The sequence below is a fragment of the Paenibacillus antri genome (assembly GCF_005765165.1).
Classification (GTDB): Bacteria; Bacillota; Bacilli; order Paenibacillales; family YIM-B00363; genus Paenibacillus_AE; species Paenibacillus_AE antri.
The window spans coordinates 203,297-227,362 of sequence record NZ_VCIW01000007.1 but is presented as its reverse complement, the minus strand read 5'-3'; the positions used below and the strand labels follow the sequence as shown (position 1 = coordinate 227,362).

Sequence of the window (24,066 nt, the reverse complement as noted above, 5' to 3'; positions counted from 1 at the left end):
GTTCCTCTCCTCTGTCAGTTGTATACCTCGAATTCGTAAATCCGGGCCGCCGTGCTGAACGACTGACTCGGCGCCGTAATGTACAGCCTGACGTATCGCGACGTGAACGGCGTGACGTTCCGGTCCGTCACGTTCGCCGTATTGCCCGTCACGCTGTCGACGTCCGTCCATGCGACGCCGTCCGAGCTTCTCTGAAGCTTGAAGTCCTTCGTGTTGTAATGGACGCCTTCCCCTCCGGCAGCCGCATGCTTCACGACCCAACGGGTAATCGTGTGATTCGAGCCGAGGTCGACCGTCAGCTTCTTGTCCCCGGCCGTGTCGTCGCACCACTTCGTCGTCAACAAGCCGTCCACCGCCTTCGGTCCGGTTTCCGAGCTCGCGCACGACGCCGTCGCCGTCACCGTCTTGTTCAGCGCTACGTTCGTCGATGCGAGCGTCGTGACGCTCAGGGCGCTGCTGGCCGCCGACACGTTCGGCACTGCGTCTCTCGCCTTCACGGTAAAGCTGTAAGCGGTGTTCGGCGTCAAGTTCCCGCATGTATAGCTCGTCGTCGTGCTGGAGCCGCATAATACGCCGTTCCGGTAAATATCGTAGCCGACGACGGCGACGTTGTCCGTCGACGCCGTCCACGTCAGGCTGACGCTGGTCGTCGTCTTGGACGGGGACGAAAGGTTCGTCGGCGCCGTCGGCGCCGTCGCGTCGCCTCCGCCCCCGCCTCCGCTGTACACCTCGAGCTCGTAAATGCGCGCCGTGCTGTCGATCGTACTCGGGTACGTAATGTACAACCGGACGTACCGGGTCGTGAACGGCGTCACGTTCCGATCCGTGACATTCGCCGTATTGCCCGTCACGCTGTCGACGTCCGTCCACGCGACGCCGTCCGCGCTCTTCTGGAGCTTGAAGTCCCTCGTGTTGTAATAGGTGCCCTCCCCGCCGGCGCCCGCATGCTTCACGACCCAGCGGTGGATGGAATAGGACGAGCCGAGGTCGACCGCCAGCTTCTTGTCCCCCGCCGTGCCGTCGCACCACTTCGTCGTCGTTAAGCCGTCTACCGCCTTCGGAGGAGATTCCGAGTTGGCGCACGACGCCGTCGCCGTCACCGTCCTGTTCAGCGCCACGTTCGTCGACGACGAACCCGTCGTGACGGTAATCGTCTTCTCGATATGCGAAGCGCGGCCGAGATTGTCCCAGACGACCAGCGTCACCCGATACGTGCCCGGGTTCGCGAACGTATGCGTCGGATTCGCGGACGTCGACGGCAAGCCGTCGTTGAAGTCCCACAGGCTGACCGCGATCGACCCGCCCGGATCGGTCGACGTATTCGTGAACGACACCGGCGTTCCGGCCGTTACCGTCGTCGCGCTCGTGAAATTCGCCGTCGGCTTCGTATTGGCGAACCCGCGGGACGTCAGCTGCGTATTCGTGCCGTTCCCGCTGACCGTGTTGCCGCTCCATTCGAGGTCGGCCGCAGCGGCCGGATACTGATCGATCGACCGTCCGCCGTTCCCCGTAATCGTGTTGCCGACGACCGACAGCTGATCGACGCCGGCGGCGCCCGTGACGTTGATGCCGTGAGAGGCGTTGTTTTTGATTTCGTTCTGCAGCAGCGTCAGGTACGTCACGTTGCCGTTGATTCGGAACCCAAACCCGGCCGAGCCGGTGCTGTCGGCCGTATTCAAAAATTTATTTTTGAAAAAATAATGTCCTTTGGCTCCGCCGGTGCTGCCCTGGATTTGCGCGCCGTATAACGTCATGCCGTCGATCGTGTTATAGCCCCAGTAGATGTAGTCCTTCGGATCCGCATTGGACACCGTGACGCCCATCTCCTGGTTCCCGTCCACGACGTTGTCCGTCAAGATCGAATATGACGATGCCACGTTCTCCAGACCGTATTTTCCGACCGTCGCCGCGTTGCTTCCGACCGTGTTGCGCCGGACGGCCGAGCCGGGCGAGCTGTCCAGACTGATCCAGTGATCGACGACGTTGTCCTCGATCAGCGCCCGGTCGCTGTGCTCCCAAATTTCGATGCCGAGCTTCTCCGCCGTCAACCCGCTGCCGGAGATCGTGTTGTTCTTGATGACGTTGTCCGTCGAGCCGTTGTCGACGAAGATGCCGCCGCGTCCGGTGTTCGAAATCGTGTTGTTCGACACCCGATTCCGGGATGAGCCCCACGACAGGCGAACGCCGCCGCCCCAGATCGAAGCGACCCCGAGGTTGGCGAACGTATTGTTCTCGATAACGCTGTCCGTCACGCCGTCGGTGTAATCGTTGTCGCCGAAAAACCGGATGCCGAAGCCGCCGAACGAGGCGCCGGTCCAACCGATGTTCTTCACCGTGACGTGGTGAATATGATGGCCGCTGCCGGCGTATCCGGCGATTCCCCCCATCGTCGTCGCCACATTGTTGCCGTCCAACATCAAATTCGACACGACGACGTTGTTCGCGTTAAAGATCTTCACCATGTAATCGTTGCCCGTGCCGCTGCTCTTCACGATCGCCGTGCTTTGCCCTTGCCCCGTCAGCTTGACGCCCGACTTCATCGTCAGCGGTCCGTTGATGAAGTATGTACCGTTAGGAACGTATACCGCATCGCCGGAGGAAGCCGAATCGATCGCGTTTTGGATAGCCGACCGGTCGTCGGAAGTGTCGCTTCCGTTCGCCCCGTAAGCGGTTACATCGTAAGTCGCCGCATACCCGACCCGCGCCGGAACGGCGGCGACAGCGATACTGCAGCCGATCGCGACGGCCAGCGCGGTGCGAACCCCTCTACCGACCCAAGTTCCGTAATTCTTCCGAGTCATCTTTCCACGTCCTTTCGACAATGGTTAGAAACGGGGTCGGATGCTTCCGATCAGCCGCACCGAACCCCGCAACTCCCGAATTACTTCATACCCTTCTCTTTCAACCATGCGTCAAGCTGACGCTGCTGCTCCGCCAGAATGACGTCGATTCCCGCCTTCTTTCGGGCTTCGGTCCATTTCGGTATATACTCCTTAGGGTCCACTGTTCCCGTAAAGACGGCCGCCCTAAATTCCTTGGTCACGGCGGCGATATTCGCTTCCTCCGTCTTGACCGGATTCTTATCGTATTTAAAGCCGTACAGCGGCGGCACCTTCGCCGTCTCGTTCATCTCGATCGTCTTCTCCCACGTATCCGGCGCCTTCCCTTCCTGCAGGTAGCCGTTCGTCACGTTGCCGAACACCCAGTCAGCGTTCGGCGCGTACCCGCCTTCTTTGACGATGCGGATCGTCTTCTCGTCGAGCTTCTCGTAATGCTTGCCTTCCACGCCGTTCGCAAGCAAGTTGAACAGCGTCGGATCGGTGTTGACGAGGTTCAGGAACATCATGGCGCGCTCCGGGTTTTTCGAAGTCTTGCTGATGGCGGTCATCGTGGACGTAACGCCGGTAAATTCCACTTCCCACAGCGGCGCGAAGACGACATCGTTCCCGCCGTTTTTGAGCTTCTCCTCCACCTCGCCGCCCGGCTTCAGCGTCGGTTCGAAGCGAACGACGACTTTGCCGGTCTTGAGCGTATCCATCAGCGGCGTCGTTGCCGCGTCCTTGTTGATATACCCTTTGTTATACCAGCTGTGCAGCCGCTCGTAATGCTGCATGAATTCCGGCGTCTGCACGTAATCGACCACTGTGTACGTCGGATCGCCCGCCTTGACGTGGATTTCGCTCGGCCCCTTAAGATAGCCGTACATCGTCCCGCGGAAGTCGGTATCCGTCGTATACGGAATCAGGTCGGGTTCGTTCTGCTTAATCGTCTCGAGGAACGGCTCCAGATCCGCGAACGACTTGATTGCGCTCGTATCGAGGTTGTACTTCTCCGCGTACTGCTTCTGAATGGCGAAGCCGTATGTCGATGCGGCGATCTGGTAGTTCGGTACCCCGTAAATCTTCCCGTCCAGCTTAACGTCTTCCCAGGCGACATCGGGCAAGCTGTCCCGGAATTCCGCGCCGTACTCGTCCAGCAGCCCGTCAAGCTCGAGCAGCGCTCCCTTATTCGCGACGTCCTGATAGATGAACGACCAGTTCGCCACCCACAGCAGATCGAATGCTTCCCCTGCGGAGATAATCGTATTCATCTTCTCCGGGTACGAAGCGAAGATGATCGGCTTCAACTTCAAGGTCGCATTGATCTTCGGCTTGATGTACTCGTTAATCGCCTGTTCCACGGCGGCATAGTCCGTCTGCATCTCTCCCTGCGGCACGTACCACGTTAATTCGACCTCCGGCAGCGCTTCCTCGGCCGGCGCGGTCGGCTCGGGGGTCGCACCCGATTCCGTGCCGACGGAAGGGGACGCCCCGTCCTGCGGCTCGCTCGCCGGCGCGCCGGAGCAGGCGACGAGGACGAGCATCGCGACGATCGTCGCGATCCAACCGATGGAATACCAAAGCTTCTTCGTCTGATACATAGAAACCCTCCTTGTTGGATATAAGACTGCATATATGGCATGACGGCGTGCGCCCGATCGTTCCCGTCTCACCTCCTTCCCCGGACGGCGGCGCCGGAATGAAGAATCAACCCTTCAACGAACCGACCGTCAAGCCTTGCACGAAATACCGTTGGAAGAACGGAAACACGAACATCATCGGGCCGGCGGCCAGCACCGTCATCGCCATCCGGGCCGACAGGTTCGGAAACTCGGCAAGATCGACATTCAAGCGGCTTACGAATTCCGAATGCGTCGTCAAGAAATTGATCGTCTGCATCATCCGCACGAGCAGGAGTTGAATCGGCACGAGCTTTTCGTTGTCGATATAAAGCATGGCGGGAAACCACGAGTTCCAATAGTTGAACGAGATGAACAGGCCGAGCGTCGCCAGCGCCGGCGCGGACAACGGCAGGACGATGCGGACGAAGATCGTCCATTCCCTCGCGCCGTCGATTTTCGCGGATTCGATAATTTCGTGCGGCACCTTGGTCAGAAACCCCTTCATGACCATGATATAAAAGGGCGATAGCATGCCAGGCAAGATGAGCGCCCATATCGTGTCGCGGAGATGAAGATATTGGGTGATCAAGATGTACGTCGGCACCAGACCCCCGCTGAACATCATCGTAAAGAAGACGAAAAACGTAACCGGGCGATTATACCGATAATCCCGCCGCGAGATGCCGTACCCCATCATCGCGGTCAACAGCAGGCTGCCGAACGTGCCGAGCGCCGTAGACATGATCGTCACCCCATAGGCTCGGGACAGAATGACCGGCGACTCGAATATGTACCGGTACGCATCGAAGCTGATCTTCGGCGGGATCAGCCGGTAGCCGAGCTCGTTCAACATTCGCTCCTCCGTCAGCGAGATCGATACGACGAGCAGGAACGGAACGACCATGGCGATCGTCGTCGCGACGAAAATCAGATGAATCGCGAGCTCCGCGAGGGAAAACGATTTTCGCATACTCAACAACCTCCCCTCTACCATAAAGAATTATCCGGGTTGATTTTTCGAACGACCGCATTCGCCGAGACGACCAAGGCAAGCCCGACGAGCGATTGAACGAGACCGACCGCCGCGGCCATGCCCGGATCGCCGATCCCCATAAGCGCCCTGTAGACGTATGTGTCGATAATGTCCGTCGTCGGGTACGTCATGCCCGAATTGTTCGGGATGAAGAAATGGAGTCCGAAGTCGCCCGAGAACAGGCTGCCGATCGCAAGAATGATCAAAATCGCCACGAGCGGCATGATCATCGGAATCGTGATTCGAGTCGCCATTTGCAAGCGCGTGGCGCCATCGATTTTCGCCGCTTCGTAGTACTCCTGGTTGATCGCCATAATGCCGGCGTAGTAGACGAGCGCGGAAAATCCGATGCGCTTCCACAAGGCGACGATGTTCAGAATGTAAGGCCACGGCTCCGCCTCCATATACCAGTGGCGGGCCGTTCCGCCGAACTGTTCGATCAGTCGGTTCAACACCCCGTTGTTGATGTCCAGGAAGGCGAAGACGATATAAAATACGACAGCCCAGGACAAGAAGTACGGCAGAAACAGCGCTGTCTGGTACACCTTCAGGATCGTTCGTCCGATTTCATTCATCATGACCGCCAGCGCGAGGGCGCAAACCGTCGTAAGCGCCAAGTAGCCAAGCTCGTATAACACCGTATTACGCGTGATGCGCCATGCGTACTCGGACACGAAAAAAAACTCGAAGTTTTTCAGTCCGACCCACTCGCTGCCGAAGATCCCTAAGTCGTACCGGTAATTTTTGAACGCGACCACGACGCCGTACATCGGCAGGTACGAAAAAATGAAAATTTTGATCGCGGCGGGCAAAACGATCAACGTCAGCTCGTAATGTTTCTTAAATTGCCGCCATTCCTTGCGAACGAAGCCTCCCCCGTTTCGCTCTAAGGCTTCCTCCGCCCGATTCGCCGCCGTTTGAGCCATGCTCGTCACACCTTTTCCTCTCGAAGTGGGTTTGCGACTCTATCGTGGCAAAATCCGGCGGCCCCGCCTAGTGCACAATTCCGGAAAACGTCGGATTCCCCGGTGCGATATTCCGGAAAACATGCAAGTTTCTTGATACGTAAAAAAAAAGGAAGGGGCGGGGTTCCGCTTCCCTTCCTGTCCGTTCGCGCCACTACGGAGACAGCGACTTCTTGAGCCGATATTCCCGCGGCGTCGTGCCGAATTTCTTCTTGAATAATTTGAAAAAGTAGCTGTGGTTCGTAAATCCGACCTGCTCCATAATTTGCGAAACGCTGTAGTCCTTCGTCTCCAGCAAGATTCGCGCCTGTTCCAGACGAACCTCGTTAATGTAATCCGATATCGACATCGTCTCGTTCTTCTTGAACAATCGGCCCAAGTAATCGTAGGAAATGCGGACCATCGAGGAAAGGCCTTGCATATTCAAATTCGGATCCTTGTAATTTTCTTTAATGATGTCCTTCACCGTCTCCGTGACGATATCGTTGCGTTCCTCCTTGCCGGATTTGCCGTGTTCCGCGATGTCGCGGAACAGCCCGGACACGAGCTCGCGCAATTCGTCCAGCGATTGAATATTCAGCACGTCGCGGTTGAACGCGTTCACGTCGAGGGCGATCGACTGCAAGCGATTTTCGCCGATCTCCTTGATCGTATTTTTGATCAGCACGACGACCTGCATAACCGAAAACATGATGAAATCGGAATTCAGCTTCGATATATGAGCGATCGCCCGATCCAGCGCATCGTCCAACTGCTTCCGATCGGCCGCTTTCAGCCCCTCGACCAGCTTCTTCTCCACGTCCCCCGGCAGCTGATAGGCAATGTTCTCTATATTTTCGGCGACCGTGTGCGGTAAAATGACCCGCGACGGACCGTATACGATGCTGTACATCGAATATTGCAGCGTTCGGTCGTACTGTTTCGCGATCGACGGGTACGCCTCGAACGGCTCGCTCAACGCCACGACGATCGTCAGCCGGTAATATTCCCGAACGACTCGCTGCACGGACTCGAACGTCGGGACGAGATCGCCGACGTCGCCTCCGCGTTGGAGGAGAACGACGAGATGATCGTCACGCATGTCGATCGATATGCACTCGGAATCGGCGGACACGATTTCCTGCGCGATATTCGAGATGGCGAATCGGAATAACGGCCAATCGGCCTCCCGATCTTTCCGCCGGCCGTATTCGGCGATTCGCAGCACGGCGAGCGTATACGCGCCTTGACTGCGAATCGGCAGCCGGTGTTGCGCGATCAGCTGATCGAACTGTCCCTTCGTCATCGTTGCGCTGTCCGTAATCAGTCTGCGAAGGTCGTACTGCATCAACGTCTTCTGTTTATCCTTCGCATGTTCCCGGGCTCGGTTCAAGTTTTCCATCGCTTGTTCGTACGCCGTCGACGCGTACGACAGCTCGTCATAGTCCGGCTGTTGCCGTATCTGATGATCGTCCTCGTATTTCCGGATCCGGTTCATGAGCCTCGCCACCGGCTCGTACAGCTTGTGCGACACCCATAGGGAGACGATCACCGATGCGATTAGAAAGCCGATCGTAATCGCGACGGCGGCGGTTCGCATCCGCAGCAGGTCGCTCAACACGGCCGAATACGCCTGCACCGTCACGACCCGCAGATCGCTGATACCGGTGTCGCTATACGTGACGAGACTTTTCTCCCCGTCGACGTCGATCACGAAATCCCCGTATCCCTGCGCCGACAGCTCGGGCAATCGCCGGATCGATTCCCATTCGGCGATTGCCGCCGGCCGTAGGCCCGCCGAATCCAGCACGTTCCCCCGGCCGTCGACTAGGAAGATTGCGCTCGCCTGCTTCACGGCGAGGTCGTTGATCATTTTCACATTGTCGAACAGCCACTCCGGCTTCACATTCAAGATGAACACGCTGTCCTTCCCGTTATACGACCGGGATTCGTCGTACATCATAAACGACAAGACGTCGACCTTCGGCTCCTTAGAAAATAGATGAAGCGGAATGAGCCGCATCTTCACGACGCCGTCCGCCTCCTTCAAGAACGCCTTCAGCTTGGCTGCCGCAACGCTCTCCGGATGCCTGAAGACGGAGTCTCCCCCCGAGTACACCTGGTCGGAGAAGCCGTTGTAGACGACGATCGAATGCAGGAACGACGTCGCGTTCACGACGGAGTCGAGACGGTTTTGCTTCTTAATCAGATCCATGATATGGATGTTTTTCGTCGTCATAAGCGGAACGAGCTCCGGATCAAAGTATAGCGAGGCGGCCATATTGCTGATCACGTCGTTCATGTTGGCGATGTTGAAGTTGACTTGCGCCAATATTTTCTCGTTCGTGTCCCGTTGCATAAGCAGCACGGTTTTCTCGGACGTATAATAGATTGCAGCCGACGAGACGATCAGCAGCCCGACCAAAACCAACGTAATCGTCGTCAGGATGCGCTGCAAATATTTTTTGGAACGATACACGCCCACGACATTCATGTAATGTTTCGCCTCCGTGTCCGCGTCTTCCGAGCAGGGTACTGTTACATCCTCCATTGTTACAAATCCGGGCTAGGAACCGATACTGTAATTTCCCGTTATTCCTATCATTCGACGCGACCGCTTGTTTTACAGCCCGAATGAAACGCGTCTCTGCCGATCCCGCCTCTATAATATCACACGCGAAATTGCCGCGATCGAACAAAAACTGGAATCGGCCGGAGCCGATCCCAGGTGAGGAAACTTATTCAGAAAAACTAAGTCGCGGCACGGAAATCAGGCGATCAATGATGGTGATGCAGACCGGCCGCATGGATCCGGCGTTCCAGCTTCATCTTCGCGAGCGGCAGCGCGGCAAGTACGCCGATCATGAAAATGCCTGACGCGATCAGGTAAATCGCGCCGAGAGGCAATTGTTCCTTGATCACCCCCACGAAGCTCATGTTGAGGACCATCCCGCCCATAAAGAGCGGATTTAGAATGCCGTTCACTCTTCCGACGTAAGCTTCCTCTACTTGGTTAAGAATTAACGTATTGCATGCAATGTGAATAAAAGGAACCATGAGTCCGGAGAGGAACTGTGCGGCAAGCGCAATGCTCAAGACCGGAACCGTACCCAGCACGGACACGGCCAGCGCATTCGCAATAAATCCGGTCAATAGCAGCTTCTGCGGCGGGACATGCTTCGAGAGCCCCATCGCAATAATGCCGCCGAGAATCATGCCGATGCCGTTCAGCGAAGTAAACCATTGCAGACTTTCCGCCGATAACCCCAACTGCTCCGTAACCAAGAAAATCCCGAGCGGGCTAATTAATCCGAGGCCCATGCCGCCGGCCAAGAAGAATGCGCCCATATACATAAAAATCTTCTTAGAGGTTACATATTTAATCCCTAGTTTCATCTCGCGGGATATGTTCACCGACGAGGATTGCCCGCTATTCCGGTCTTTCCGGTCCGGAGGGAGCAACGTAAGCGCCGCCGCCGACAAGAGAAAACAAATCCCCATGATCGCGATGGCGACCTGAATGCCGAAACGGAAATAAATCAACGTGCCGAGAATCGGCCCGAAAACCATAAAGACGGACATCATCGTTTGGTACATCGACATCCCCATGCCCATCAGCGATTCCGGTACATGAAGCTTAAATAACTTCATCCCGGACGGTTGGGAAAATTGAGACAGAATCGATGAAACCAGCGTGGCGAAGAAGATCGCTTTCCACCCGCCGTAAACTAGCGCCAATAAGACGACGAAGATGGATAAAGCGCTAAGTAAATCGCAAATAATCATCGTTCGTTTGGGTCTCCACCGGTCGGCGAACGTACCGCCGATAAAGGAAAAAACAAAGATCGGCGCGAACTCCGCCACTGAGATCAGCGCGATGGCTACGGGGTCTTTATTCGTTTGCTCCGTTACAAAGAGCAGAATTGCAAAATTGCGAATCCAGATCCCCATCTGCAGCAGCAACCCCGACAATAAGACAGACTGAACGATTCGGTTACTAAATAGACTCCTTACACTGGGGGAATGGGCTTGATACGGAATCGACATCATACAACACCTCGCGAATTCGAATTTGGTTGGTCCGGTTCATATACCGCTTAGTGAATAGTAACCTAGACCGGGCAATGTACTTCCGCAAAAGTTGAAGCACGTCGCGCAAATATTTGCGTGCGAGGCGCAAGTCGATACCTGTACTACCCAAATCCTACGGAAAAAGAAAAAGCAAACTACAAGGATAGAGAGATCCCTTGTAGTTTGCTGATTCCTAGCTTGGATGACCGGATTCGGATTCGGCATTCACGTATTTCGCCGGAATGCGGACGGTGAACGCGGAGCCGACGCCAAGCTCGCTTTCGGCCCATACCGTTCCGTTGTGCGCGTCGACGAGCGCTTTGACGATGCTAAGCCCCAGCCCCACTCCCGAGTTAAAGCGGGACCTTGATTTGTCCGCGCGATACAAGCGGTTGAAGATGTACGGCAAATCCTCTTCGCCGATTCCGATTCCGGTGTCCTCGCAGATAATGTCCGTGTGCTCGGGCTCGCATTCGATTCTTAGTTTCACGGTACCGCCGGGCTGGTTGTATTTAATGGCATTGGACAACACATTGGAGACGACCCGAACGATCTTATCGCGGTCCACCTCGCAGAAGCAAGGAACGTTCGTGCTCTCGAACGTCAATTGAATGCCCTGCGAGCTCGCCAGCGTACGGAAATTTTCATGAACCTTCCGCGCCAAGCGAACCATATCCGTCTTTTCGATATGAATGGAGAAGCGGGCGCTCTCCGCTTCGGACAATCGTTCCAAATCGTTAATCAAACGGGAAAGCCGTTCCAACTCTTCGAAGATTTCCTGCATGCGCTGCTCGTCCGCCTCGTATACCCCGTCTTGGATCGCTTCGATTTGCGTGAGCATCGACGTCAACGGCGTTCGAAGCTCGTGGGTTAGATCCTCCATTAAGTGCTGCCGCCAATCTTCCTGCTTCTTTAGTTCCTTCACCATCTCGTCGAGCGTAACGGCCAGCATTCTAACTTCCTCCGGTCCCTTCGAGGAAATTCGCAATTCCCTGCGGCCCATCCGAATTTGATTCGTTTGCTCCTCCAACAGCTTGAGATGTCTCGACAAGACGCGAGCGATCCAGAAGCTTAACAGGAATGCAATGACGATGATGGAGGCATACAAGATCTTGGAACGAAACTCCAATTGTTCCTGGTATTCGATCATCGTAGGATTCAACTTGTTCCGTGCGGCCAGATTCGCCGCCTTGAGGGTGCCGACCGTACGGCCGTCGATAATATACGGATATTCGTTAGCTTCCTCCAAGTAGGCTTCATCGAAATCCCGAATCGTATCGATCCAGATCGTCCGTCCGTCCAACGACGTATATTGGATCAAGATGCCGTAAAGATTCGCTCTCCTCTTCACCCATGCGATCTCTTCCTCTTCCGGCGCGCTCGCTCGGATTTCGGCCTGACGCATATCGTCCATTAATCGATAGGCATTGCCATCCAGCAAGCTTCTTTGGTAGGTCGAGAACAAGCTGTCCCAATGGAACCGATGGGCGGAAGAAATGAGCAAAATGAATACGAGCGAAAAGAAGAAAAAGGCCGTGAATAACAAAACGTTCATCCGGCGTAAATAGCGGAGCAGCCCTTTCAAATCAGTCTCCCTCCGGCGCGGCGGCGAATTGATACCCCGCGCCGATCCGAGTCATAATATACCTTGGCTGCTGACTGTCTTCCTCGATCTTCTTGCGTAAATTTTTCACATGGGCGTCTATCGTCCGGCTATCCCCTTGGAATCTATAACCTTGGACAATATAGGAAAGCTCGCTGCGACTGAATACTTTCTTCTGATTTTCGCACAAGACGGTCAGGAGCTTGAATTCGGTTGCTGTTAACTGCACCGTCTTGCCGTCTACGAATACGCTTTTGTTGACCGGATTTACGACGAGCCGACCTCTGTCGTAAACCATCGGTCGGCCCTCTTCGTTCGCATCTTCGGTTTCGTGCAGATGGAGGCGACGCCTCAGCGCTTTGATTCTCGCCACGACTTCTTTCACCCGGAACGGCTTCGCGATATAATCGTCCGCTCCCAGATTCAATCCTCGGATCGTATCGTTCTCCCGATTTTTCGAAGTAATCATGATGATCGGCACATTCGACTTCTGCCGCACCCGGCGGCAAACGTCTTCGCCGCTTAACCCTTCCAGCTTAAGATCCAGTAAAATTAGATCATGCTGATGCAGGTCGAATTTGCTTACGGCCTCGTGCCCGTCGGAAGTAAAGTCGACCGCCCAGCCTTCCATCTCTAGATAAGCCTTCAACACATCTCTGATTTTCGGTTCGTCCTCTACGATCAATATGTGCATCGCGGCCTCACCCTTACGCAACGTATTTACAGGTATTATACCTGATATTCCGCTTTCCGGCTGTCTCGAATTTCCTCTTCTATTCGACCAGACCCGTACGCTCCACGCCTTCTACGAAATATCGTTGGGTGAACATGTACAGCACTAGAGGCGGCAGGATCATTAAGAAAGAGGTAGCCATCTTGATCGGCTCGTCGAATACCGTCGGTCCATTCTCCGCGATTCTTGCTTCGATCCCCGCCGAAATCTTGGACATGCCGAGCGAGAGAGGAACGTCCTGCGCGTTGATCAAATACATTCCGGGGTAATAGGAGTCGTTCCAATTCCACACGAACGAGAACAGGAACACAACGATGATCGCAGGCCGGGCCAGCGGAAGCATGACCTTATAAAACACCTTAAATACGTTCGCTCCGTCGATCCGCGCCGCTTCCTCCAGATCCTTCGGCTGCGTGCCGAAGAATTGCCTGAAAATAATGACGAACAACGCCCCTTTCAGCCCATGGCCGAATAGCGCCGGAAGCAATAGAGGATACAGCTTGTTGATCCAGCCCAGCTCGCTCGCGGCGAGCAGCATCGGCAATATCGTAAGCTGGGGCGGAACGATGAACGTTAAGAGCAAACAAAACATCCAGAACGTCTTGAGCGGAAATTCGAGTCGGGCGAAAGCATACCCCGCGACGGCGCACAGTAGCGTCTGAGACGCGGCGATGGCCAGCGTAAGGCCTGTGCTTAGAAAAAACGATTTCGCATAATCGAGCATGACCCAAGCTTCCTGCAACGTTCCTAGATAAATAACGCGCGGCACCCAATTGACGGCGGGATCGACCAGATCCGAGGCGTCCTTCACCATCGTCGAGATCATGAAAAACAATGGATTTAAATAAATATAAGCGGTGTCGATCAGAATGACGTAAATAAATAGCTTGAACAGAAGGCCTTGGTCCGCTTCTTTCCCTAATAAGGCATATTTCGTTTTCCGCAATACCGTTCCGTTTCGGTTCCATTTCCATTTTCTCCTGATGACTTTCTTATCCGTATGCGTCGCCGCATTCCCCACTCCCATTCCCCCCTCTACGAATTAACGACCCGGTAAGATCTTGTGATCCGATGGAAAACGAGAAGCGTTACGCCCAGAAACGCCAGAATAATCATGAAGTAAATCCACGCCAGCGCGCTGGATAGCCCGTAATTGCTCGAGTTCACCTTGGCGATGATCGGATTCGTAGGGAAGGTGAACAAGTCCACCACCGTATAGATCAAGTTAAGGAAAATGAAAGGAATCATACCCGGCAGCGTAATTTTCCAAAACGTCTCCCAAGGATTCGCCCCGTCGATGCGGGAAGCCTCGTAGATCGAGCTCGGGATCGTCTGCCGGCCGGCTAGGAAGAGCAAGATTTGGACCCCGGAATACCAAAGGATCAAAATGAACGATTCCAACACCGTGATGATGGCGTTCGCCCACAGCTCCGGGAGGCGGGTCGCGATGAACGAGTTCACGTTATACCGCGACAGGAAATCCAGCCCTCCTTCCCCTTGCGCGATAAATTCAAGAATGACCCTGCCCGTCGTAAAGATCACCGGCAAGAAGAAGATCATCCGAAACGCCAAGCGACCGGGAAACCGTTGGTTTAATATAATCGCGATCAGCAACGAGAAAATGATAATGATCGGCAGCATAATGACGGCTTCGCTCAAAAAAGGGATCAAGTCGTTGTATAGGACGCTTCCGTTTTCAAATAAGATAGATTTGTAGAGGTCGAAGCCGACGAAATTGGCCTCGATGCCCGTCGCCAACACTTGCACCCGATGGAAACTCATATACAGCGAATAAAAAATCGGAAACGCCATAAAGACGAAAAATCCGACGACCCAAGGAGCGATGAACAACGAGCCTTCGATATTCCGCACCGCCTTGGCGCTTAGACGCTTCATCGTTCGCTCCCCTTTACGATTAAATATCCTCTCGCCTCGACATGCCGGGTACCGACCGCATAAGGAGCGCTCCCATAATTCACGACGATCCGCGTACCGTTCTCGTAGGTCGTCTCGAACACATCGTTCGCCAACGACCGGTGGTTCACGATAAATCGATCCTGCAAGTCGCGCTGCGCCTCGTTATAGGCTTGATATTGCTGAACCGCCTTCTCCGCCCAATCCTCGTACTGGGTGCTGAACATTCTTAGGCTGTACGAATCGTTCATTCGATGCGTCGGCTCATGCGTGAAGGCGAAGGACGGAAGCGCTCCGTATTCCAAGTCCCGCAAGAATTGCTCTTGGTATTCCCCTCGATCGTTCACGTATCGGGAAGAATAGGTAAGCAGCCCGTGCAGCGCGATCTGCATGAACGGAACCGCCCGATTCGAAAACAAGTCGTAAGAGTAATCGTCAACCATCCCGAAAATATGGTCCGCATACGCGTTCACGTACTGCGCGGAATAGCTTGCATTAACGGTCGAGAATCGCTCCGCCGCCTGACGGTAGAACTGCGCTTGCAAAGCCATGGCCTCGCTTCGGCTGCTGCCGTACCGCGTATTGAAGTCGCTGATCAACCATTGCCCCAATCCCCCGCCGTAACCGTATCCATGGCCGAATGTCACTCCGTCGAACCCTAGCTTGGAAATCTCGCGCAAATCCTCGTCGAAATACCGTTCGACGAACCGTAGGCTCGCCATGGGCAAGTCGTTCTCGTACCAATCTTCGAAATTCATGATCGTGCCGGACATATCGCGCATCGCCGAATGTCGACTGGAGAAGCCGTGCGCCCCCGAGTTGTTCAAAACATAGTTAACGCCGTAGGAGACCGGAAACCCGAGCGAATGCGCGAAGTCGACGAAATGCCGGACGCCCTCGTTCCCTCCCAGTCGGGAATCGACCGGGAGAACGTCGCCGAAGCTCGTGAACCCGTCTTTCTGCCAACCAAGCAGGTTAATGCTCATCCGCTCCACCCCCATGCCGTACAGGGTGTTCACGATTTCCATCGCTTGGCTGGAGGTCGTCATCGGAACGTAGGCATCCATAAACAAGCCTTCTTCCCGATCGCCGCCGATGAGGGACACTTGAAGCGGAATCGAACGTTGCTCCGGCACGATACGCTCGTAACCTTGTTCTTCCATTAAATACTGACGATACCGGGAAGCCATCCCCGCATAAGTGCTCTGCTCGCCGGTCAATACGTAGTAGCGGACGACGCGGTCGGAGCCGAAACGGCGTTCCTCGTCATAAGCCAGATACGAGGTTTCGCGGTGGCGGTTCGTGACTTGCTCGAACGGGGAACGGTACCGCATCTCCGTGCCGATCCAATTATACAGACTGTATACGCCGGCCGGGGAGGCGACGATGTCGGCGTACTCTTCCCCCCCTTCCACGATCGACAGGAATCCGTTGTCGCCCGACTTCATTCCGAAGACAGGCATTCTTACCATATGTCGCGAAGACTCGTCGGTGCGGTAGGCGAAATCCGGCCCGTAGATCGGTTCTTTGTAAAGATTCATCTTATTTCGGCTGGATTTCGAAAAATTCATAATCGCCCCCGAGCCGTCGGGGATGAACAAATACCCGTCTTGACCGACGCTATGTTCGGCCCCGAAGAAGGGGAACAGGCGTACCGATAACAATCCGTTCTTGGCCTCTTGAATTCGTTCGTTCACGATCTTCGTCTCTATATAATCGTCCCGAATCCGAATTTCTACGGGAATGGATACTTGTACGTCGGTGAACGCGTACGTTAGGCGAACGCCGCCTTCGATCGGCTCGTAATCGCGGATCGCGCCGTTGGCGGAAATCCAGTTCGTTAATTCCGGACGCGCATTGTGTCTCGTAAAATCCAATGTCTGGATCATAACCGGGGATCGCAGATGGTCTTTCCAGATGCCTCCGATCGTCTCGTCCTTCCAATGCTCGGGGTTCGGGTAGGAATGCCACAAGTTCCCGCTCCGCTTATCCGTGACCATGAAGTGACCCGACCCCGGATCGACCCGCAAAACAAGCGTATCCGTCTCCGCCACTTGTTCGAATCGCCCCTCCGACGGCAGCTCCTCATGACCCGACATCGGGTTCTGCACGGCTTCGACCGTCGCCGCGGGAGGCGGAGCCGTTGCCCCTTCGGAGCTCCAACGGATGTCCGTCGTCATCGCCAGATAGATCAACGCAGCGAGGAAGAGCGACATAACGATCGTCTGCGGGATTCGCGCACGAATCGTACCAACGATTCGACTCATCGAAGCGTCACCTCCTGGTACACTTCATAAATAAACAATCTAAGCTCGTTCGACAAGCCGATCACGATAAAGGCGAGAACTCCCGTGACCACCATGGCGAAGACGGACAGCAAGATGTTGACGACGGTCTCTCCTACGCCGTAATTTTGCAACGACTGCACCTTCCAGAAGAACATGGCGCCGACCCAGACGACCAAGCCGTACAATAAATACTGATAGATGGCTTCCTCGGACAACGTCAAGGCATTGGAAATCAACGTTAACGGGATGGCGAAAAGCGCGAACGGGATCAGAGCGTATGCGCTGCCGACGAACACGTCCTTGAAGCGACCCTCCCCGCGGTAGATCGAGCTGATCAAATAATTGCAGACGACCCATACGAACCACACGAGTGAAAATTGAATGAATACGGTCAATGCATTGACCGAATGTTCCTCTGCCTTAAGGAAGGAGAAGCTCGTAAACATGCGATACGCGAGCAAGGCGGCATACATGCCGATCAAGATGAGAATAGCTCCCCGGTAGCCGCCTTTGTTTTCGAACCGCAGCGCCGTAAACCCGTCTATAGGATGCTTCAGCATGTAGAACGCATGCTTCAGCTGCTCCCATACCGGATGGGTACGGGGAGATCGCCTTGCGGCGAATCGAGCGGCCAGCTTCCGGACGAACCGTCCGCCGGCGAGATAGACGGCGCTAAGCGCAACGAATAACGTCGCAAAGAAGGAAAATCGTTCTTGGAACCATCTTAGCCGCAGCTGCCAGAACGAATCCGAATACCCCACTTGATCCCCTGCGCGTCGAAACAGTTCCTTCGCCGTGGCGTAGTCTTCCTTCTGGTAAGCCGTCTTGGCCAATCCAAGAATGGCCGGCGTATATTGCGCGTTCAACTCCAGCACCCGATGCCAATAAGGCTCGCTTTCCGCATAAAACCCTTTATTCGTCAAATCGTTCGCATGATAGACGAGTTGACCGAATTCCGACAGCCGGAACACTTGGAGCACATTCTCTTGATCGTCCAAGACGAACAACTCGTTTCGAGAATTGACCGCGACGGCCACAGGGTTTTTAATCAAGCCGAGCTGCGTCGAAGACGGGGCCGATCGGCCCCCCCAGAAAAACAGAAGATTGCCGTATGAATCGTATTGGTTGACGAACCGGTATTGTTGATCGATGGCGATGATGTTGCCGTACTGATCGACGGCAAGGTCCGCAATTTGCGGAAGCAGCTTCCGCCCTTCCTCGGAATACCGCGTCCACAACCGCTCTCCGAAAGAAAGCGACTTCGATTCTCCTTCAAGCAGTTCCGTCGAATTCACCAACAGGTTTTTCCCTTCGTAGTTTAACCGCTTCACCTGGCTGTTGCTGATATTTCCCGAAGTCGAGGTGTAGATGAATCCGTCCGGTCCGATCGCCACATTGCTGATCGCGCCTGGCAGCTTGCTGATTTCGTTCGCGTACATCTCTTCGGTATACAGCGCCCTCTTCACCGCGTCCAGCACGGAGAACTCCGTTTTATTAGCTCCATAGAAGCTTTGGAAATTCCCCTCTTGATCCATCTGCAGCAAGCCTCTATAGCCTCCGAGCGTTACGACGTACAGGTACCCCCGCCGATCCGCTACGACCTTGATAGGATCGTACTTGAAATCCTCGGGAATGAACCGCGAATTCGGACGCCCCATCTCCTGTACGAAATTTCCTTCCGAATCTAGGTGCACGACCCGTTTATTCCCCGTGTCGGCTACGTAGACGTCGCCCTCTTGGTCGACGAATACGCCTTCAGGCGCTTTGAACGGGGAAGATTTCGACTCAATGTATCGAAGAAACCGAAGGTTTTCGTCGAAGTGCACGATTCTGTTATTCCCGGTATCCGCGATATAGACATGATCTTTCGAATCGATGAACACGTCCTTCGGACCCGAAAGAGGCGAGGACTGTTCGGATGCCGGCTCCTCCGGGTCCGGAACGACGAGATCGTCGCCCAGCAATCGAATCGGCGTATATGCCGGTTGCGTGAAGATCACGTTGCCGTAACTGTCTTTCGTGAACGTCGGATACATCACATCGGCCCTGGCCGCCTGGTCCCCGATTCCCGATACAGTGGTCAGAAGCACGGCGACGATCGCGGAGAGCACGCCTTTACTCCAAAACTTCAATGGCTTCGCTCCTCCTTTCCGCGCGATTATTTGATGCCGGAGTGGGCCATCGTGGCGATCACCTTGCGTTGAAAGACCAAGAAGACCAGTAAGGTCGGTACGATCATCACCAGCGAAGCGGCGGCCGCGGCCCCTTGACGCGCTACGGAATTCGCCAAATTTTGGGTTAACGTCTGCAGAAAATAAGGGAACGTCTTCATCGAATCGTCCGTCGTAAACAGAATGGACGTCTCCGTATTTCCCCAGATGTTCTGAAATTGCAGGATGGCGACGGTGGCTACGGCCGGCATGCACACCGGCATCACGATGCGCAGAAAAATCATCGCTTCCCGAGCTCCATCGAGCTTCGCCGCTTCGATCAGTTCATTGGGCACTTGGTCCATGAATTGCTTCATGAGGAAGACGCTCACGGGTGCCGCGACATGCGGCAATATATGGGCCCAAAACGTATTCGTAATGCCCAGAGACGATACAACGACGTAACGGGGAATTTGCATCGTCTCCGGAACGAACATTAACGACACAATGATGACGAAGAACAGCGCGTTGGCGCCCGGAAACTTGTGCTTCGCCAGCGGGTACGCACAGAGAGCGCTGACGATCGTCACGGCTAACGTCGCGATCACGGCGATCGCGATGCTATTAAACATGTAACGAGACGCCGGGATCGCCGAATCTCGGGTCACGACGAACAACTCCGTAAAGTTAGCCCAAGTCGGATCCATCACAAGAATATTCGGCGGAAAAATGAACAGCTCCGAGTACGGCTTCAGCGCGTGGTTAAAAATATAGATCAGCGGGAGAAGCATGAAGATCCCCAGCAGAAGCAGCATCGCCGCGATCCATATTTGCCCGCGGTCCCATCCGAGAAGCAGGGACGCCCGGCGGCGCAGCGCAGCAGCTTCTCGCAAGTTCCATCCTAAGCGATTCATGCCTCATCCTCCTTCGCTCCGAACAACTTCCAGCTCAATCGATTGGCTAAGAATATAATAACCAACAAGACGACCGACACGGCGGAGGCATACCCCATCTCGAACCGGATCAACCCATAATCCTCCACATGGTTCACAAGCAGATGCCCCGCGTATTGCGGCGTCGGGTTTTGTCCGGAAAGCTCCACTCCGATATGCCCCGCTTTGAACGCGCCGACGATCGCCATGACGGCCGCGAACAGCATCTGGGGTTTCATCGACGGGATCGTAATCAACCATACCTCCTGAAGCCTGCTGCGGATTCCGTCCACCCGCCCTGCCTCGTGTAACGTCTTATCCACGTTGAGGATGCCCGCCAACATGGCAAGGAAGCCGATGCCCATCGAAGACCACAACGTCACCGAAATCATCGAATTCATTAAATACTTCTTATCCAACACCCATAATCGCGGTTCGTCGATGAACCCAATACCTAGTAGAAAGCTGTTTAAATATCCGATTCTGTCGCCCGACAACAACGGAATCCAGATGATCGACATCGCCACTCCCCCCGCCAAGGAGGGAGCGTAGAACGCTAACACATACCACAGCCTCGCTCGATCGGGAAGCTGCGCAAGGAGCCAAGCCAGCACGAAGGAGGCGATATAACCGCCCGGCCCTACGATGACGGCGAATTTCACCGTATTGGGCAGCGCATATTGCAAGAAGAGCGAATCCTGAGAGAACAAGTATTCGTAATGCTTCCAGCCCACCCAGCGCGGCGCCTCCATCCCGTTGAATGCGGTGAAGCTGAGTCCCATGGCCGCAAGCACCGGAATAAAGATAAAGATGCCGAAGGAAATTACGAATGGAGCTATGAAGAGGTAGGACAACCGGTATCGCCAAATTTCCTGCGCCGCCGCAAACAATCGCATCTTAATCGGCATATCGGTCAACCCCTTCCCATGGGCGGTTCACTTCGGGCAATCCGAACGTTTCGAGAATGTTGCCGCTGTCGTCGCGATACCCGAACTCGGTCTGCTTCCGGATCAACTCGCGGTCGATGTTCATCACCGCTCTCTCCAGCGAGCTGCGGTAATTCATACCGTCGACGACGGTCCGGTTCCAAGCGTTATTCAGCTCTCTCGGAATGAAATACGAGCCCGGTACATTCACCATCGATTTGTACCAACGCCACTGCTCCAACAGCGGATCCAGCTCATCCGGCGTCCAAGGCAGCTTGACGAACGCCTCCGCATTCGCCGTATTCCATCGGAATTCAGCTCCATAGAACCCTTCCAACTCGGAACCGAACTGCTCTTGAATTTGGGAAGACATCCACCATCGGATAAATTCCCAGCCCCATTCCGGATTCGAAGATTTCTTCATAATCATCGCGGAGCTCTGACCGGCGGCTCCCGAAGCCGGCGTCCCCGCTCCGAAACCTCCGAGACCTTGGGACAGCATGCCGATATTGCCGCCCGCCCAACGCTCCACCTCGCCTTGCTCGCCTTCGTACCCCGGGATCGGCGCCATTCCCCACCATCCGGTCAATTCGGGAGCAGCCACCGTTAATTGGAGATACGTATTCAAATCCGCGATTCCGATCGGCATATCGCCGTCGCGGAAATGCTGGTAGAAGCTCGGGACTTGCTGCTCGATGCCGTAGAGGCTAAACAGCTCCGTCGCTTGCTTGAACGATGTGAATCCTTCCGGCGTATCGAGCCCCGTCCGCATTCCGTCCTCCTCGTAGAAGTCGGCGCCGTTCTGATAGACGAACATTAGAAATTCCCCAGTAGGAATGTAGAAGTTGTATCCGTTCTGTTGCAAGGTCGGCAGCATCTCGTATACGTCATGCCACGTGTTCGGGATCCCGAGCCCTAATTGGTCTAAGATGTCCTTCCTGTAAAACAGCATCTTGAGTTGCAAGGTTTCCGGTACCGCATAATATCCGCCGTCGTAATAATACGGGAGCATCGACCCCGGCGCGAAATGTTCGATTAATTCCTCGAAACCCTCGAATGCGGACAAGTCCGCGGCGGAGTTACGGAACGCGAATTCCGACGGTTTGCCTTCGCTGATTCCGAGCGCCACGTCCGGAGCTTTGTTCGTCGCATTGGCCAGTACGAGCAGCTCCTCGCGCGGCAGCAAGTCGATCTTCACGGGAATGCCCGTCTCCGGCGTGAAATACTGATCGGCCAGCTCCTGAAGCAAATTCACATAGTCCCGCCCATAATTCATCCAGACGTTCAGTACGCCCTCCTCGTTATCGGACAACTGATTCTCCTCGTTGAAGGACCGGGCGAAGTTCATGACCCCGTTCGTTGCCTTCTCCCAGAGATTGGCCGTCATTCTCGGAAAGCCGCTCCCATGCGGGACGAGAACGATCTGGTCGAGCGCAAGCGGCTGTTTCGTTAACTGATTCGTAATCGAGGCTACCTTGGACTGAATGATCGCCAGCGTGTCCTTCTTGTTCGGAATCTGATTCGGGCGATCGACCAGATCTTGAATGTCCGATATCGCTGTACGCAGCGATTGATAGTTGTTATCCTTGCGCCCGTTATTCGCGATCCATAGCTCTGACATTCTGTGCAGCTTCTCTTGAATTTGCCGCAGCTGCTCCGGGATTTCCGGAAAATTGTCTTCGATGTCCCAGGTGCGGTTCGGATCGTCCTCGCCCCTCGTCAACATCTGCACATCGCTCGTCACGCTGCCGAGCTGCTGGATCGCTTGTTCGAGAAGCGCCTGCACTTCTTTATGCGGCGCATAAGTGACGCTCATGGATAACGTGTGTTCTCCCGCTTCCAAGTAAAATGCGTAGGGCTGCCGTTCCTCGTTACTAAGGATGTATCGCTGCCACTTGTTGTCGTAAGGGATACCGAAGGCGAGCATCTCTTGGAAAGGAACCTTCCCGTCGATCAAGAGCTTTCTGTAAGAAGTCACATTGGACTGTAGGTTGTTCAAGACCCGAAGACCGATATCGTACAGGCCGGCTTCCGAAACCGTGAACGCCCATGTGATCTGCTCTCCTCCGTCGTTCCACCGATTTCCCCCTACCCCGTTAAACAAGGTCGCTCCGTCGGACTTCGGCGTCATGAAAGCGTCTTTGTCGCTTAAGATCTGAATCGAAACTTCGTTTTTTTCGTGCATCCGTTCCGCCTCGATAACGATAGGCTCGCTGCCGGCCGCAGGATTCGCCGCCGGGTATCCGGCAAGTACCTCGTCGTAGGTCGGCAACGCCGCAGGCGGTCCGAACGCGATCGTGTCCAGCACGATCGAGGAGAAGCCCTGCAGCCGCAACGTGTGCGTCCCCTCCGTTAATTTCCACAACAGCGGAACGTCATAAGAATCCTCCCGATCGGTGACCGCCAAGTCTGCCCAACGTTCTACCTCGATGGGCTGCGGACGCATATGATCCCCGAAGCGATCGACTTTCAGCGGCATCGCGTCGCGGAAATATCGAGGGAACCGAATCGACCGAGCTTCTCGGAACGGAAATGCGCCGTCCACCGCGATAGAAAACGTCGCCGGACGATAGGTCCTCGACCCTGAAGCGCTTTCATCCCGGTAATGGTTGTAGCGTACCGTCATCTCGTATAGGCCGGTCTCCGGAACGTCCACTTCGTATTCGACCCAGTTGTCCCGGTCGTTGCGCCAGATGAGGACATCTCCGCTACCTTCGTAGCTCCCCTTCGCAAGTCCGGACTCATCCGATGCGGCGATGTAATCGGTCGCCTGAATACGGAACGATTCCGTCCCTGCGGACAACCCTTCCGCCTCCCATTGCCTTAGAACGTCATGGTACATGCGCCCGAACTGTTCTTGCATCGATTGGAGCCGATCCCGAGGTTCGTCCGCTGCAGCCGGCGATGGATGCCACACGGCGGAAGTCAGCGCGAGCGACAGCGAAAGGATCGCGCAAAGCGCGGATATCCATAACCTGACCGCGGGACGGGACCTCCGTGTATTCCTCGCTTGCATGTCGCTCCCCCTTCC

At 55.1% G+C, this 24,066-nt stretch carries 15 protein-coding genes; all 15 read right to left on the bottom strand.

Annotated elements, in window-relative coordinates; genetic code table 11:
* Positions 1-14: 14 nt before the first annotated feature.
* On the bottom strand, positions 15-2,801 hold the full coding sequence (locus FE782_RS13305; RefSeq protein ID WP_138194585.1) for a discoidin domain-containing protein: 2,787 nt from the start codon (positions 2,799-2,801) through the stop codon (positions 15-17).
* An 80-nt stretch (positions 2,802-2,881) separates the two neighbouring features.
* Positions 2,882-4,420 carry an ABC transporter substrate-binding protein gene (locus FE782_RS13300; RefSeq protein WP_138194584.1) on the bottom strand — a complete coding sequence of 513 codons (1,539 nt, stop codon included), beginning with the start codon at positions 4,418-4,420 and terminating at the stop codon, positions 2,882-2,884.
* 106 nt (positions 4,421-4,526) lie between these two features.
* Entirely contained in the window at positions 4,527-5,411 is an 885-nt protein-coding gene (locus tag FE782_RS13295) for a carbohydrate ABC transporter permease (RefSeq protein ID WP_138194583.1), read from the bottom strand.
* Positions 5,412-5,428: 17 nt separating this feature from the next.
* Positions 5,429-6,400, bottom strand: coding sequence for an ABC transporter permease (locus FE782_RS13290; RefSeq protein WP_138194582.1), 972 nt, complete (start codon positions 6,398-6,400; stop codon positions 5,429-5,431).
* Between the two features lie 193 nt (positions 6,401-6,593).
* Positions 6,594-8,912, bottom strand: a complete 2,319-nt coding sequence (locus FE782_RS13285) for a helix-turn-helix domain-containing protein (RefSeq protein WP_158299388.1) — start codon at positions 8,910-8,912, stop codon at positions 6,594-6,596.
* Between the two features lie 284 nt (positions 8,913-9,196).
* The gene (locus tag FE782_RS13280) at positions 9,197-10,465 is read right to left on the bottom strand and encodes an MFS transporter (RefSeq protein ID WP_138194580.1); all 1,269 of its coding nucleotides are present in this window, start codon (positions 10,463-10,465) and stop codon (positions 9,197-9,199) included.
* Positions 10,466-10,682: 217 nt separating this feature from the next.
* A complete protein-coding gene (locus tag FE782_RS13275) occupies positions 10,683-12,074 on the bottom strand; it encodes a sensor histidine kinase (RefSeq protein WP_238392471.1) in 1,392 nt (463 codons plus the stop codon).
* Position 12,075: 1 nt separating this feature from the next.
* On the bottom strand, positions 12,076-12,786 hold the full coding sequence (locus tag FE782_RS13270) for a response regulator transcription factor (RefSeq protein ID WP_138194579.1): 711 nt from the start codon (positions 12,784-12,786) through the stop codon (positions 12,076-12,078).
* Between the two features lie 79 nt (positions 12,787-12,865).
* Positions 12,866-13,852, bottom strand: coding sequence for a carbohydrate ABC transporter permease (locus FE782_RS13265; protein WP_138194578.1), 987 nt, complete (start codon positions 13,850-13,852; stop codon positions 12,866-12,868).
* Positions 13,853-13,860: 8 nt separating this feature from the next.
* Positions 13,861-14,721 (bottom strand): carbohydrate ABC transporter permease, encoded by an 861-nt coding sequence (locus tag FE782_RS13260; RefSeq protein ID WP_138194577.1) that lies wholly within the window; start codon positions 14,719-14,721, stop codon positions 13,861-13,863.
* Positions 14,718-17,006: a DUF5696 domain-containing protein gene (locus tag FE782_RS13255; RefSeq protein WP_138194576.1), complete on the bottom strand. Its 2,289-nt coding sequence runs from the start codon at positions 17,004-17,006 to the stop codon at positions 14,718-14,720. Before FE782_RS13255 ends, FE782_RS13260 begins: the two co-directional genes overlap by 4 nt.
* Positions 17,003-19,159 (bottom strand): YIP1 family protein, encoded by a 2,157-nt coding sequence (locus tag FE782_RS13250; RefSeq protein ID WP_238392470.1) that lies wholly within the window; start codon positions 19,157-19,159, stop codon positions 17,003-17,005. Before FE782_RS13250 ends, FE782_RS13255 begins: the two co-directional genes overlap by 4 nt.
* 26 nt (positions 19,160-19,185) lie before the next feature.
* The gene (locus tag FE782_RS13245; protein WP_138194575.1) at positions 19,186-20,091 is read right to left on the bottom strand and encodes a carbohydrate ABC transporter permease; all 906 of its coding nucleotides are present in this window, start codon (positions 20,089-20,091) and stop codon (positions 19,186-19,188) included.
* On the bottom strand, positions 20,088-21,017 hold the full coding sequence (locus FE782_RS13240; RefSeq protein WP_138194574.1) for a carbohydrate ABC transporter permease: 930 nt from the start codon (positions 21,015-21,017) through the stop codon (positions 20,088-20,090). The genes FE782_RS13245 and FE782_RS13240 overlap by 4 nt, the downstream gene beginning before the upstream one ends.
* Entirely contained in the window at positions 21,007-24,051 is a 3,045-nt protein-coding gene (locus FE782_RS13235) for an extracellular solute-binding protein (protein ID WP_158299387.1), read from the bottom strand. The genes FE782_RS13240 and FE782_RS13235 overlap by 11 nt, the downstream gene beginning before the upstream one ends.
* Positions 24,052-24,066 lie beyond the last annotated feature (15 nt).